The sequence below is a fragment of the Streptomyces rubiginosohelvolus genome (assembly GCF_014649875.1).
Classification (GTDB): domain Bacteria; phylum Actinomycetota; class Actinomycetes; order Streptomycetales; family Streptomycetaceae; genus Streptomyces; species Streptomyces rubiginosohelvolus.
The window spans coordinates 94,109-107,123 of sequence record NZ_BMTW01000002.1; the positions used below are offsets into that span (position 1 = coordinate 94,109).

The 13,015-nt window shown below is 73.2% G+C and carries 11 protein-coding genes; 3 read left to right on the forward strand and 8 right to left on the reverse strand.

Annotation, left to right across the window (positions count from 1 at the left end; all coding sequences use genetic code 11):
• Positions 1 to 54: 54 nt before the first annotated feature.
• Together IE134_RS07765 and IE134_RS07770 are read right to left on the reverse strand one after the other, a co-directional pair.
• The gene (locus tag IE134_RS07765) at positions 55 to 1,893 is read right to left on the reverse strand and encodes a protein phosphatase 2C domain-containing protein (protein WP_030710072.1); all 1,839 of its coding nucleotides are present in this window, start codon (positions 1,891 to 1,893) and stop codon (positions 55 to 57) included.
• 206 nt (positions 1,894 to 2,099) lie between these two features.
• Entirely contained in the window at positions 2,100 to 5,867 is a 3,768-nt protein-coding gene (locus IE134_RS07770; RefSeq protein WP_189430009.1) for a S8 family peptidase, read from the reverse strand.
• A 210-nt stretch (positions 5,868 to 6,077) separates the two neighbouring features.
• Between IE134_RS07770 and IE134_RS07775 the strand changes: the two genes are divergently transcribed.
• Positions 6,078 to 7,070 (forward strand): helix-turn-helix transcriptional regulator, encoded by a 993-nt coding sequence (locus tag IE134_RS07775; RefSeq protein WP_010064317.1) that lies wholly within the window; start codon positions 6,078 to 6,080, stop codon positions 7,068 to 7,070.
• Positions 7,071 to 7,150: 80 nt separating this feature from the next.
• Complete coding sequence (locus IE134_RS07780; protein ID WP_030710067.1) at positions 7,151 to 7,633, forward strand: DUF456 domain-containing protein; 483 nt, start codon at positions 7,151 to 7,153, stop codon at positions 7,631 to 7,633.
• A gap of 24 nt (positions 7,634 to 7,657) precedes the next feature.
• Here IE134_RS07780 and IE134_RS07785 read toward each other — a convergent pair whose 3' ends face one another.
• Both IE134_RS07785 and rsgA read right to left on the reverse strand, forming a co-directional pair.
• Positions 7,658 to 9,031, reverse strand: coding sequence for a DNA-3-methyladenine glycosylase 2 family protein (locus tag IE134_RS07785; RefSeq protein WP_308431876.1), 1,374 nt, complete (start codon positions 9,029 to 9,031; stop codon positions 7,658 to 7,660).
• A gap of 72 nt (positions 9,032 to 9,103) precedes the next feature.
• Positions 9,104 to 10,267 (reverse strand): ribosome small subunit-dependent GTPase A, encoded by a 1,164-nt coding sequence (rsgA, locus tag IE134_RS07790; RefSeq protein ID WP_030710063.1) that lies wholly within the window; start codon positions 10,265 to 10,267, stop codon positions 9,104 to 9,106.
• A 357-nt stretch (positions 10,268 to 10,624) separates the two neighbouring features.
• Here rsgA and IE134_RS07795 point away from each other — a divergent pair, with 357 nt between their 5' ends.
• Positions 10,625 to 11,125, forward strand: a complete 501-nt coding sequence (locus tag IE134_RS07795) for a DUF5949 family protein (RefSeq protein ID WP_030710061.1) — start codon at positions 10,625 to 10,627, stop codon at positions 11,123 to 11,125.
• 152 nt (positions 11,126 to 11,277) lie between these two features.
• Here the strand turns inward: IE134_RS07795 and IE134_RS07800 are convergent, their stop codons facing one another.
• The 4 genes from IE134_RS07800 to IE134_RS07815 all read right to left on the reverse strand — a co-directional run bounded on the left by IE134_RS07800 (position 11,278) and on the right by IE134_RS07815 (position 12,995).
• Positions 11,278 to 11,685, reverse strand: a complete 408-nt coding sequence (locus tag IE134_RS07800; RefSeq protein ID WP_030710059.1) for a rodlin — start codon at positions 11,683 to 11,685, stop codon at positions 11,278 to 11,280.
• Positions 11,686 to 11,803: 118 nt separating this feature from the next.
• Positions 11,804 to 12,025 carry a hypothetical protein gene (locus IE134_RS07805; RefSeq protein ID WP_189430012.1) on the reverse strand — a complete coding sequence of 74 codons (222 nt, stop codon included), beginning with the start codon at positions 12,023 to 12,025 and terminating at the stop codon, positions 11,804 to 11,806.
• Positions 12,026 to 12,224: 199 nt separating this feature from the next.
• On the reverse strand, positions 12,225 to 12,635 hold the full coding sequence (locus tag IE134_RS07810; protein ID WP_030710052.1) for a rodlin: 411 nt from the start codon (positions 12,633 to 12,635) through the stop codon (positions 12,225 to 12,227).
• 69 nt (positions 12,636 to 12,704) lie between these two features.
• Positions 12,705 to 12,995 carry a hypothetical protein gene (locus tag IE134_RS07815; protein ID WP_010056891.1) on the reverse strand — a complete coding sequence of 97 codons (291 nt, stop codon included), beginning with the start codon at positions 12,993 to 12,995 and terminating at the stop codon, positions 12,705 to 12,707.
• Positions 12,996 to 13,015: the final 20 nt, after the last annotated feature.

Consider the following 13,015-nt stretch of genomic DNA (forward strand, 5'->3'; position numbering starts at 1 on the left):
GGCGAAACGGCGTTCCGCCGGGCTCCGGAATCCATCAACCCACGGGGCGCGCGGTTACGCCTCCCAGACGGCGGCGCAGGTGCGGTCGTCTGCGTACCCCTTGATCCGGAGCTGGGTGTCGGCGAGGAAGGCGGGCAGTCCGGGTGGCCCTGCGCTCCCCCAGCGCTCGGCGAGCTCACCGGGGAGGGCGGGCTCGCCCCGCATGGGCTCGGCGAGTCCGTTGCTGCACAGCATCAGCGTGTCGCCGGGCCGCGCCACGGAGGCCCGGAAGCGGAAGGGCCGGCCGGGCGGCTGCGGGGACCCTTCGCCGTTCGGCGACGCCGGCCCGGTGATCTGGAGGTCCATGGTCAGCCGGTCGCCGTCCGGTCCCGCCTCCGGCTCGTCGCCGGGCCGCGTGGCCGGGCCGCCTTCCGGGATGAAGGGCTCCAGGTCCTGCCAGAGCCCGTCGCGGAGCCGGAAAAGGCCGCCGCTGCCGACGCCGAAGAAGACCCGGGTGCGGCAGTCGGGGTCGGCGGACAGCAGGAGGCAGCGGAGGCTCGCGGTGTACGCGTCGGGGTCGACGCCCAGTTCGGCGGCGCGGGCGCGCAGCTTGCCGTAGGTACGGTCGGTGAGCCGGTGCAGCCCCGATTTCAGGTCGCCCCGGCGCCCCGCTCTTATGTCCTCGGACAGCCGGAGGTGGCTGCGGGCGACGGCCCCGCCGATCCAGCGGCAGGCGTCGGCCGCGGCGAGGTGGGCCGCCTCGCCGTCCCGCCTGCCGCCCGCCACGGCGACGAGGACGAGGGCGCTCTCGGCGGCCCCGAAGCGGGCGGTGAGCAGCCCGTCGCGCCGGGGTTCGCCCCGGAACCGGGCGGAGTCGCCGCGCACGGAGGCGGTGCGCAGGGTGTACGTCCCGTAGCGCGCGCCGTCCAGAACGGTGTCGGGGACGAGGCCGTCCAGATTCTCCGAGGTGGCGGAGGGCAGGGCGGCGGGTTCGGCGTCGTAGGTGGGCGGCCGGTCCCCCAGATGCGCAACGGCCGGCCGTACGTCGGCGGCGACCGAGGGATCGGGCGGCAGTTCGTGCAGCGCGCTGGGGTCGGGGGCGAGACCGGCTTCCGGCTGCCCGTCGGCCTCGGCCGCGGCGGCCGGCACCCGCGGCGCGGCGAAGGTCCGGGGCCCGGCCTGCCCGCCGGGCGCTTCCCAGGGGGCGGGGAAGCTGGTGGTGGGGGGCGCGGTGGGCGGAGGCGGGGGCGAGATACGGGGGTCCGGCACGAGGCCGGAAGGCGGGGCGGAGGGCTGGGCGGGCACGGCTGCCGGGGTCGAAGCCGGTGCAGGAGCCGAAGCCGAAGCCGGAGCCGACGGTGGGCCCGGAACCTCTGCCGAGGGCGCTGCCGAAGGAGACGATTCGGGCGGGGCCGGCACGAAGTCCGGAGCCGGTCCGGCTGCGGAAGCCGGGGGACGGCCCGGGGCCAGTGACGGATCCGAGGCCGGGTCCGGCACCGCTGCCCGGCCCGGTCTCAACTCCTCGACCGGCCCCGATGCCACTGCCGGGTCCGGGATCACCACCGGGGCCGGCCCCGGTGGAGGCGGAGCCGGGACCGCCGGCGGGTCCGGGAACGGGCCCGAGGCCACCGGGTCACCGACCGGGTACGGGTCCTCGTGGCCGTCGGCGTCCGGGGACTCGTAGCGGTCCGCGAACGGGTCCTCGTAGGCGTCCGCGTACGGGTCGCGGGCCGTTGCGCGTGCGGTGGCCCGGCGGGTGTCCGCCGGGCCGCTCACCGTGTCCGACACGGAGTCGAAGCGGTCGTCGAGGCTGTCGGCCGCGCGGCCGGGACCGGTGTCCGGCGCGGACTCGTCGTACAGCTTGCGCCACCAGTCGTCCTCGTGGGCGGCGGGCTTCTCCCCCTGCTGACTCATGCCCCTATTGTCGACCGCGAAGGCGGCCCGAAAACGGGGCATCGGGAAAAAGTGGCCCGTAAACAGGGTCCGCCGGGCGGCCCCACCCCCCACGGGAAGGACGCCCGGCGGACCGGTCGGAACGATCGGCATGTCGGCGTTTCAGCCGGTCATATGCTCAGCCGATCATCGGTTCAGCGACTCAGTGGCTCGCTGTGCCCGCCCTCTCAGCGCACGGCGTACGCGTCGTTGACGGTCTGGACGACGGAGGTGCCGTTCGCGTCGGTCAGTTCCGTCCGCAGCGTGACGGACTTGCCGGCCGCGTCCGCGTGGTCGACGGTCGCGCTCCAGCGGCCGCCCTGCTGCGCGGTGGTGGCCGCGTGCCAGATCTCGCCGCCGTCGTAGCTGAACGAGACCTTGGCACCGGTGAGTTCGCCGGGGGTGTACCCGGCGTGCCCGGTCACGGCGAGCCCGATCCGCTGCCCGTTCTTCGCGGGCACCGTCTTCATGCCGTCGGTGGGCACGTCGTAGCGCGGGAAGAGCAGCGGAAGCCCCTGCGACGCCACGTCCGGCTTCCGCTCGGAGCGGAAGCCCCAGGTGGTCTCCGTCTGTGTGGACCGCTTCCAGACCGCGGCGGGCGAGCCGATCTTCGTGGTCATCAGGGTGAGTTCGTACGCGGCGCCCTCCGCGGGCACGGTGAAGACTCCGAACGGATAGCCGCTCTCGCCGATGACGTCGCCGTCGCGCTTCAGCCGCATGGAGCCGATGTCACCGAACGAGCCCTGCTGGCCGACGTGTTCGGTGTCGGTCATGAAGGCGGGGGCGACGCCGATGAGATCGTCCTGCCGTTCACCGGCGAGAGCCTCCTCGCCCTCGGCGTCGCGCGGGGCGCCGGGGACCAGCAGGCCCCGGTACCACTGCTCCGTCGTGGCCCGACCCGCCTGGTACGTACGGGCGTTGCCCGTCATCAGCTCGCCCCACGGGAAGCTGGACGAGAGCATCTTCTGCCAGACCGTGTCCCCCGCCGTGTAGAACTCGGTGCGCTTTCCGGGGGCGGCGACGAGGGCGAGCGTGGACGCGCTGTAGGTCGCGCCGTAGGGGCGGGAGACGAGGAGGGTGTCGATGAAGTCGGCCGCCACGCCCATGGATTCATGGGTGGAGACGACCGACCCGAGCTTCTTGTCCCGGACCTGGTAGGTGCGGTCCGAGGTGAGCTGCCCCTTCTCGGGGAACGACAGGTTGTAGACGAACGGGCTGACGGCCGTGGCGGTCCAGGAGACCTCCGCCTTGCCCTTCCCGAGGGCCTTCTTCAGTACGGCGGCCTCGTCGGCGCGCAGGCCGAGGACCGGCAGGGGCGCGGCCCCGTAGCCGAGGCCCGGCTGCCAGTCGCCGGCCGAGGTGCGGTGCACCAGGAGCGCCTTAGCCCCGGCTGCCTGGGCGGCCCGCGCCTGGGCCAGGACGTTCGACGCGTCGTCGCCCACCTTCACCAGGGCGATCCGGTCCTTCGCTCCGGCGGCCTCCAGTTCGGCGGCGCTGCCCGCACCGGCGTCGACGACATCGGCGCGGCCGGTGCCGTCCAGGTTGACCGAGCCCGTGGTGGCGGGCCTGGGGTGCAGGGCGGCTGCGCCGACGAGGGAGAACTTCTGGATCTGCGGGGCGTAGGCGCGCCAGAAGGAGGTGAACTCGAAGTCCCCGTCACGGGCCTTGCCCTGGACGTCGACCAGGTAGTCCTTGATGATCCCGGTGCCGGAGATGGATCCGGAGTGCAGCCAGGTGTCGTCCCAGGAGCGCCCGAACGCGAGAGTCGCGCCGCGTGTCTCGGCGACCCGGTCCTCGGTCCGCACCTTCAGGCGGTGGGCCTTGCGGGCGTCGAGGACGAGGGTGGTGTCCTTGGTGACGTTCAGCTGGGGGCGGGCCAGGTAGCCGACGGAGCCGACGAGCCGGCCGGTCGGGTCGGTGGTGTCGGGCGTCGCGATGAAGCTGGAGACGAAGTAGGCACCGGGCCGGACCTGGAAGGTCTGGTCGGTGGCGCCCTCGTTGAAGCGGCGTTCGCCGGAGGCGGTGTCGGTGCCGATGAGGTCGAGGGACGAGACACCGTCGGCGGGCTTGCCGGTGCGGTCGACGAGCTTGACGCGCAGGGTGACCGTCTCCGGTGCCACGTACAGGGAGAACGGGGTGGAGACCTGCACTCCCCCGGTGGCCGTGGCGAGGACGCGGCCGGTGACGTCGCCGTACTGGGCGGCGGTCAGCCGGGCGGCGGGGTCGAGGGCGAGCGGCACCTCGACGGTCTCCCCGGCGGGCACGGTGACGGACGTGCGGCCGAGCGAGGCGATCGTCGAGCGGACGGCCGAGCCGTCGTTGCCGGTGACGCCCGCGACCTTCAGCGACAGCTTCACCCGCTTGCCGCTCGTGTTGGTGTAGGGCACGGCGACGGTGGTGCGATCGCTTTTGTCCTGCGGCCAGTTGAAGGTGCCGCCCTGCACGGCGGGGGCGCCCGTCACGGGCGTACGCACGGCGCGGTCGACATCGAGGCGGCCGCCTCCGGTCTCGCGTACGTCACCGGGGACGGCGCTGCGCGCCGAGGAGACGAGGGCCGCCTTGATCTGCTGCGCGGTCCACCCGGGGTGACGCTGCTTCACCACGGCCGCCGCGCCCGCGACATGCGGGGTCGCCATCGACGTACCGGACATCGAGCGGTACGCCTGTGAGCCCCGGCCGCCCGCAGACGCGGCGGAGATGCCGACGCCGGGCGCGGCGATCTCGGGCTTGAGGGTGTGCGAGACGATCGCGGGGCCGCGGCTGGAGAAGTTGGCCGTCGAGTCGTCGCGGTCCACCGCGCCCACGGTCAGGACGCCGGGGGCGCAGCCGGGCGAGGAGACGGTGTTGAGGGACGGGCCGAGGTTTCCGGCGGCGACCACGAACAACGTGTGCTTGTTCTTGCCGAGTTCGGTGGCGGCGAGGCTCATGGGGTCGGTGCAGTCGGTGGGTTCGGCGCTGCCAAGGCTCATGGAGACGACGTCGGCCTTGTTGTCGACGGCCCACTGCATGCCCGCGATGATCCAGGAGGCGGCGCCGGAACCGCTGTCGTTGAGGACCTTGCCGACCATCAGGTCGGCGCCGGGTGCGACGCCCTTGTTCTTCCCGTCGCTGGCCGCGCCGGAGCCGCCGGCGGTGGAGGCGACATGGGTGCCGTGGCCCTGGCGGTCGTCGGTGTCGGCGGAGTCGGTGAAGTTCTCCGATGCGGTGATCCGGCCCTGGAGGTCGGGGTGTTCGGCGTCCGCCCCGGTGTCCAGGACGGCGACCTTGGTGCCGGTGCCGTCGTAGCCGGCGGCCCAGGCGCGGTCCGCGCCGACCTGCTTCGTCGACTTGTCGAGACTGGCCTGAACCTTACGGTCGAGCCAGAGCTTCTTGAGGCCGGAGCCCGCACGGGAGCGGGGTGCGGTGAGGTCGGCCCAGAAGTCGGCGGCGCGCTTCTTGTCGGCCTTGAGCGCCAGTCCGCCGATGATGTCGAGGGCCGCTCCGCGCTCCGCCCCGCGCGGGGTGACGAGGGTGCGGCGGGCGGTGTCGCCGGTGTAGGTGGCGATCAGCGGGACGGAGTCGGCGCGGCTGTCGTCGTACCCCTGGCGGATCAGCCCGGTGACGTTGAACAGCTCCTCGTCCACGGTGCCGGCGGCGAGCGCGGACACGGCGGACTCGGGGTAGACGTACAGGTCCGGGCCGGACTGCCGGGTCTGGACGAGGGGCACGCTGCCGTCCGCGCGGGGCAGGGCGGAGGCGGCGGCCGCGCCCGAGGCGTCCGTGGTCACCAGCACCCGGTCGCCGGTGACGAGCGTCAGCGTGACGGGCTTCGGGTCCCTGGCGGCGGCCGCGCTCCCGGTGATCGGACTCTTCGCGTCTCGCCCGTCCGGTGGCGCGGCCACCGACGGCGCGATCACGGTGACGGCGAGCACGGCGGCGGTCGCCGTTCCGAGTGCCGTACGCGATATCGGGCGCATCGCTCTCCCCAGGTCATTCCGGAACGAAGCAGCCCAAGAGGGCTTATCCCGGAGGTTGTTGGTGCTGCGGTGGCGCCACACTGGCAGAGGGGCCAGGGGTACGGGGGATGATGTGGGCGGCGGGTTTACGCCGTGGCCCTTTCCCGCCACGCGGGGCCCGCCGCAGGGGCGCCGCGATGCGCGATCAGCCACGTCCGGGGAGGTCGGAGAATGCTGGGGGCCATTGGTCTCGACGAGAGACAGGAGACCGCGTACCGCGCGCTCGTCGCGGCGGGAGCCGCGGAGCTCACCGATCTCGCGCACCGGCTGGCGCTTCCGGAGGCGGACGCCGAACGTGTACTGCGGCGGCTGGAGCAGCAGGGTCTCGCCGCCCAGTCCTCGGCCCGGCCGGGACGCTGGGTGGCGGCGCCGCCCGGGGTGGCGCTCGGCGCGCTGCTGATCCAGCAGCGGCACGAGCTGGAGCAGGCGGAGCTGGCGTCGGCGCTGCTCGCCGAGGAGTACCGGGCCGAGGCGAGCGAACCGGCGGTGCACGATCTGGTGGAGGTGGTGACGGGGGCGAGCGCAGTCACCCAGCGCTTCCACCAGTTGCAACTGGGCGCGGTGTCCGAGGTGTGCGCGCTGGTGACGGGGAAGCCGATCGCGGTGACCGGGATGGAGAACGAGTCCGAGGAGCGGGCCGCCTCGCGCGGGGTGAGCTACCGGGTGGTGGTCGAGCGCGAGGTGCTGTCGACGCCGTACGGGATCCTGGAGCTGTCGGCGGCGCTGAGCCGGGACGAGCGGTGCCGGGTGGTGGACCGGGTGCCGACGAAGCTGGTGGTGGCCGACGGGAGCCTCGCGATGGTCCCGCTGACCGCGCGGGGCGCGGAGCCCGCGGCCCTGGTGGTGCACGCCAGCGGTCTGCTGGAGTCGCTGATGGGCCTGTTCGAGGCGGTGTGGCGCGATGCCATGCCGTTGCGTCTCGGCGAGGGCGGCGGGGTGCGCGAGGACGGCGTCGGGCCGGATCCGACGGACCTGGAGATCCTGTCCCTGCTGCTGGCGGGGCTGACCGACGCCAGTGTGGCCAAGCAGCTGGATCTGGGGCTGCGGACCGTGCAGCGCCGGGTCAAGGGCCTGATGGAGCTGACCGGCGTCTCGACCCGGCTCCAGCTGGGCTGGCACGCGTACGAGCGTGGCTGGGTGGCCCGTACCGGGTCGCAGGGCTGAGGGGTCCCGCCGCCTCATCGCCGCAGGTGGCCGGGGTGCGCTGACGGGCGGAGCGGGACACTCTCCGGCACGCTGGTCAGATGAGTGTGTGGCAGCTCGTCGCCGTCGGCCTGGTCATGCTGCTGGGTCTGGTCGGCGTACTGCTGCCGGGTGTGCCGGGGCAGGCGATCGTCTGGGCGGCGGTGCTGTGGTGGGCGCTCACCGACATGACGCCGGCCGCCTGGGGCGTCCTGATCGGCGCGACGGGGCTGATGCTGCTGAACCAGGCCCTCAAACCGCTGCTGCCACCGCGCCGCCCGGGTGAGTCGGGGGCGCCCCGCCGGACCCTGATGATCGGCGGGGTCGCGGGGATCGTCGGGTTCTTCGTGGTGCCCGTGGTGGGCGGGGTCCTCGGGTACGTGGGGGCCATCTTCGGGGCGGAGCGGCTGCGCCTGGGCGGCCGGGGCGCGGCCTGGACGTCGGTGCGCTCGGTGATGCGGGCGACGGGCTACGCGGTACTGGTGGAGCTGTTCTGCTGCCTGCTGGTGGCGGGCGCCTGGCTGGGCGCGGTGCTCTGGGCCTGAACCGGGGGCGTCCGGCGGCCCGCGTCAGCTCAGCGCCCTCGCCTCCGCCGTCTCCAGATGGCGTACGGCGTACGAGCGCCAGGGCCGCCACCGCTCCGCGCCCGGTGTTCCGTACGGGTCCACGTCGGGGTCGCCGAGCGCCCGTATCCGGATCAGGGCGGCGGTGGACCGGCCGATCCCGGGCAGCGTCAGCAGCGCCTCCTCCGCCTCGTCCCGGTCGGCCCCGGCGTCCAGCCGCAACCGGCCGTCGGCGAGCGCGGCGGCCAAGGCTCGCAGCGCCGGGTCCTCGGCGGACCCGGCGAGCACGTCCGGCTGCGGGAACAGGTGGGTGAGCCCGCCGCAGGGCACGTCCAGCGTCTTCCCGTACCGCTCGACCAGCTCGCCGGCCGCCGCGCGCCCCACCAGGACCCTCACCGCGGCCTCCTCCGGGTCGGCCGCGCCCGGCGAGCGCAGCCCGGGGCGGGCGCCGACCAGCGGGGCGAGCCGAGGGTCGGCGGCCAGGGCCTCGTCCACGGCGTACGGATCGGCGTCCAGGTCGAACAGGCGGCGCACCCGCTGGACGGCGGTGGTCAGGTCGCGCAGGTCGGTGAGCTGGATCCGCGCCTCCAGCCAGGGGCCGCCGGGCGACGCCTCGTCGACCGCGACGAGCCCGGAGCCGTACGGCAGCCGCAGGGTGCGCCGGTAGGTGCGGGAACCGGGTGTGCCGGCCACCTCCTCGACCCGGGCGACCGCTTCGGCGGCCAGCAGGTCGAACAGGGCGGCCGTGGCGTACGGGCCCCGGTGGGCGAGCCGGAGCGGGATCCCGGCCCGCAGCCCCTCGCGGCGGCCGCCGCCGAGCCCCGTACCCGCTTCGGCGCGCAGGGCGCTGGGGGTGCGGGCGTAGATCTGCCGGATGGTGTCGTTGAACTGCCGCACGCTGGCGAACCCGGCGGCGAAGGCGATCTCGGTGACCGGCAGCGGGGTGGTCTGGAGGAGCACCCGGGCGGTGTGGGAGCGCTGGGCGCGGGCGAGCGCGACGGGCCCGGCGCCCAGCTCGGCGTTGAGCTGGCGCTGGACCTGCCGGGCGCTGTAGCCGAGCCGCCCGGCGAGTCCGGGGACGCCTTCGCGGTCGACGACGCCGTCGCCGATCAGGCGCATGGCCCGGCCGACGACGTCCGCGCGGACGTTCCACTCGGCGGAGCCGGGCACGGCGTCCGGGCGGCAGCGGCGGCAGGCCCGGAAGCCGCCCGACTGGGCCGCGGCCGCGGTGGGGTAGAAGCGCACGTTGGCGCGTTTGGGCGTGACGGCGGGGCAGCTGGGCCGGCAGTAGATGCCGGTGGTCACGACGGCGAAGAAGAACGCGCCGTCGAACCGTGCGTCGCGGCTGCTCACCGCCTCGTACCGGGTCCGATCGTCCATCACACCGTCCAGTGTGCGGCAGCCGGGGCCACCCCACTCGCGGTTTTCGGACGTCGAACCCGGTGGTGGCGGCTACCGGACCCGGCCGCGCTTGGCCTGCATGGCCGCGCGCCCTTCCGCGCCCTTGCGCTTCCAGTCCCGCAGGATCTCGGCGCGCACCCGGGCGTCGGTCTTGGCGACGATCCGCTGGTTCTCGCGGATCAGCTTGCGGTAGCTCTCCAGCCGCCGCTCGGGCAGGGTTCCGTCCTCCAGGGCGCCGAGGACGGCACACCCCGGCTCGGCTTCGTGGGCGCAGTCGTGGAACCGGCATTCCCCGGCCAGCTCCTCGATCTCGGAGAACACCTCCCCGACCCCGGTCTCGGCGTCGAAGAGGCCGACGCCGCGCAGCCCTGGGGTGTCGATGAGGACGCCTCCCTGCGGCAGGAGCAGGAGGTTGCGGGTCGTGGTGGTGTGCCGGCCCTTGCCGTCGGCGTCACGGGCCGCCTGTACGTCCATCACGTCCTGGCCGAGCAGGGTGTTGGCCAGGGTGGACTTGCCGGCGCCGGAGATGCCGAGCAGCACGCTCGTACCGCCGGAGACGATGGCGCCGAAGACGTCGAGCCCCTCACCGGTGGTGGAGCTGACGGGCAGCACCTGGACGCCGGGCGCGATGGCCTCGATGTCCTGGACGAGGTGGGACAGGGTGACCGCGTCGGGCACCAGGTCGGCCTTGGTCAGGACCACGATCGGCTGGGGCTGCCGCTCCCCGCCGGAGCCGTCGCCCAGCAGCGCGGCGCCCTCGGAGCTGGACAGGGCGAGCGCGAGGAACCGCTCGACCCGTCCCAGGTCCAGCTCGACGGCGAGCGAGACGCAGATGGCGATGTGGTCGATGTTGGTGGCGAGCACCTGGCCCTCGGACCGCTGCGAGGACGTCGAGCGGACGAAGGCGGTACGGCGCGGCAGCAGCGTACGGACGAAGCGCGGGTCGCCGTCGGCGTCGAGCGCCACCCAGTCGCCGGTGCAGACGATCCGCATCGGGTCGCGGGGTACGACGAACGCGGTGTCGGCGCGGACCGTGCCGTCGGCGGTGATCACGTCGCACCGGCCGCGGTCCACGCGCACGACGCGGCCCGGCACGAGCCCCTGCTCGGCGTACGGGGAGAAGGCTGCCGCCCAGTCCTCGTCCCAGCCGTACGGAGTCAGCGGATGCGAGGAGGAGACAGCGGAGGAAGAGAGGGAGGAAAGCGGGAAAGACAAGGGAAACCCTTCACAGGGTGGCCCCGGCGCGCGCGCTCGGCGCGGAAAGGAGAGAAGTGGTCAGCCGGTGGCCACGGGGATGAGGACGATGCTCTTCCGGTTGTGGGCAGTGCCCATCGCAACGACAGTCATCAATGTCCTCACCTCCTGATTCCTCTGGTTCTCGGTCCCGGAACTGGCTTCCGGCGGAACGGTGATCACCCTAGCCCGCCCCCCGGGAACACCGTCAACCGATTTACTCGGGACCACGGTCGGGGGACGTTCGAGCAGGCTTATTCGCGAGGGATGGCCGCAATCTCCCTCGATCGGGTGATACGTGTGCATGGGCCCCGGTCCGGGGCCGTTAGGGTGCCGAGCATGACCACACCCCAGGCCTCCACCGGCATGTTCACCCCGGCCCAGTTGGGCACCCAGATCCTGATCGGCTGGAGCGGCCGGCAGCCCGACGCGGACCAGGACACCGCCTTTCTCCTCGCGTACTCGCTGGGCGACGGGCAGGACGGTCCGGTGGTCGGCCGCGAGGCCATGCGCGCCGCGCTGGAGCGTGCGGGCCTCCATGTCGGCGGCTCGATCCAGGACGCCGCCGAGAGCCCGGGCATCCAGGCGAAGCTTCTCGTCCAGGCGGGCCAGGCCGTCCTGACCCTGCCTCACCTCAGCGCGCAGTACCCGGCCCCCGCGGAGTGGCTGGCCGCGGCCCAGGCGCAGGGCCAGGTGTACGGGATGTTCGCCACGACCCCGTGGCCGGAGGCCGTTCCCGGGCAGCCGGTCAGCGAGGACCAGTTGCGGGCCTTCGCCGCCGACGAGGAGGTCGTCCGCACCGCCGCCCACTGCCTGCTCCCGGTCCGTTCCCTGGGCTGAGGCGTTACGCCGCCCCGCACATGACGAGGCCCACCACCCCACGGGGGGTGGTGGGCCTCGTCATGTGCCCGATGCCGTGTCGAGACGCGAACGGGCGGCCCGAGGAGTGACCCCTCGGACCGCCCGCGCCGACTGCGTCAGGCTGTGGTGCGTCAGTTGTTGCCGACGCCGTTGCCCGAGAGGACCGGGATGTCGTCCAGGATGTGCGACAGCGGCTCGTCGCCCTTGGCCTGGGTGGAGTTGTCGGCGCACTGCTGGTTCTGCGGGTTGGACAGGACGTTGACGTCCTGGACCGCGATCGGCACGATGCCGACGAGCGAACCGACGTTCGCCTTGAGGGGCAGGCCGACGCAGAGCTTGTTCAGGGTGCCCTGAACGAGCTGGTTCTGCGGGCTCCAGTCACCCTCCGTCTCCGCGTTGCCGATCTCCGACTCGGCACCGTTCCCGTTGAGCGTGGTGGTGCCGCCGTCGTTGCCGATCGCCATGGCCGTGGGAGCCGCGACTGCGGACAGACCGAGCAGGGACACGGCCACTGCAGCGCCGGCCATCATCTTCTTCATCAACTTCACCTTTCGGAGCGTCCCGTTGTGGAACGTACTGATCAACTGCCGCTGCCCCTGATCGGTTGCGCAGTACCACTCATATGGGTTCGTTCCGGCGCAAGGTCGACGCTTCTGGTCAGTTTCCGGGCGTCTCGGGCCCGGGGACCTGGTCCGCGGTGCGCGCCGGCGGCACGAATCCACCGCGGCGGGGGGCGGGGCCGGGCTGCGGTTCCGCCAGGGGGTGGTCGCCTCCGGCCGCCTGCCATTCGGCGACGAGCCGGTCGTAGATCGGTGTGCCGCCGCCCGGCGCGGGCCACCGTTCGGCGCTCTGCGAGATCTGACTGTCGTACGGATCCATGCCGATGCCCTACCCGGCCCGGCCCGAACCGTCAGCCGGGGCTACGGCATCCGGCCCAACCGGTTGACCCGGGGGAAGACACCGGCACCCGACTCGGCACATGGCGAGGGGCCGGTCCGTCCGGTCCGGCGAAGAACGGTCGCCGTACGGATGGACCGGCCCCAGGTGGTCACCGGGAGCGGACCGGGGTCACGCGGTCTCAGCTGTTGCCGGCGCCGTTGCCCGAGAGGATCGGGATGTCGTTCAGCAGGTGCGACAGAGCCTCGTCACCCTTGGCCTGGGTGGAGTTCTCGGTGCACTGCTGGTTCTGCGGGGAGGACAGGACGTTGATGTCCTGGACGGAGATCGGCACGACGCCGAGCAGCGAGCCGACGTTCGCCTTGGCCGGGAGGGCGATGCAGGGCTTGTTCAGCGAGCCCTGGATGAGCGCGAACTGCGGGCTCCAGTCACCGTGGGTCTCGGAGTTGCCGTACGCCTGGGAGGCGCCGTTGCCGTTGACCGTGGTGGTGCCGCCGTCGTTGGCGATGGCCATGGCGGACGGGGCGGCCGCGGCGGAGACGCCGACGATGGAGACGGCGACGGCCGCCGTGGACATGAACTTCTTGAACATGGAAGAGCCCTTCTGGAAAGTGATACGTATCAGGCGGAGAAGCCCGGGGGGATGGTCGTGGTGCGGCGGTCAGCCGCCGAGGGGAACACCGCCGAGCAGCGGGGCGGCGCCCTCGACCGCACCGGTTGCCTGGCCCGCCACCTTGCCGACCGTGCCGTCCTCCGAGAGCGTCTCGGTGGTCTCGGCGGCCGTGTCCACCAGCGGGTCGACGACCTGCGGGGCACTGGCCATCACCTGGTTCAGGCCGCTGTCGAGGCTGAAGTTGGGGGCCGTGGGCGTGGGAGCCGCGAAGGCGGGAGCGGCCGATCCGAGGGCAGCCACGGAACCGACAACGAGGGCTGCGGTCTTCGCGTACTTCACTTTTCTGGTTCCCTTCTGCG

Bases quoted from the DNA above. Each gene is read 5' to 3' on its own strand.
- IE134_RS07765 (WP_030710072.1), bottom strand. From the start codon at position 1,893: ATGAGTCAGCAGGGGGAGAAGCCCGCCGCCCACGAGGACGACTGGTGG.
- IE134_RS07770 (WP_189430009.1), bottom strand. From the start codon at position 5,867: ATGCGCCCGATATCGCGTACGGCACTCGGAACGGCGACCGCCGCCGTG.
- IE134_RS07775 (WP_010064317.1), top strand. From the start codon at position 6,078: ATGCTGGGGGCCATTGGTCTCGACGAGAGACAGGAGACCGCGTACCGC.
- IE134_RS07780 (WP_030710067.1), top strand. From the start codon at position 7,151: ATGAGTGTGTGGCAGCTCGTCGCCGTCGGCCTGGTCATGCTGCTGGGT.
- IE134_RS07785 (WP_308431876.1), bottom strand. From the start codon at position 9,031: ATGGACGATCGGACCCGGTACGAGGCGGTGAGCAGCCGCGACGCACGG.
- IE134_RS07795 (WP_030710061.1), top strand. From the start codon at position 10,625: ATGACCACACCCCAGGCCTCCACCGGCATGTTCACCCCGGCCCAGTTG.
- IE134_RS07800 (WP_030710059.1), bottom strand. From the start codon at position 11,685: ATGAAGAAGATGATGGCCGGCGCTGCAGTGGCCGTGTCCCTGCTCGGT.
- IE134_RS07805 (WP_189430012.1), bottom strand. From the start codon at position 12,025: ATGGATCCGTACGACAGTCAGATCTCGCAGAGCGCCGAACGGTGGCCC.
- IE134_RS07810 (WP_030710052.1), bottom strand. From the start codon at position 12,635: ATGTTCAAGAAGTTCATGTCCACGGCGGCCGTCGCCGTCTCCATCGTC.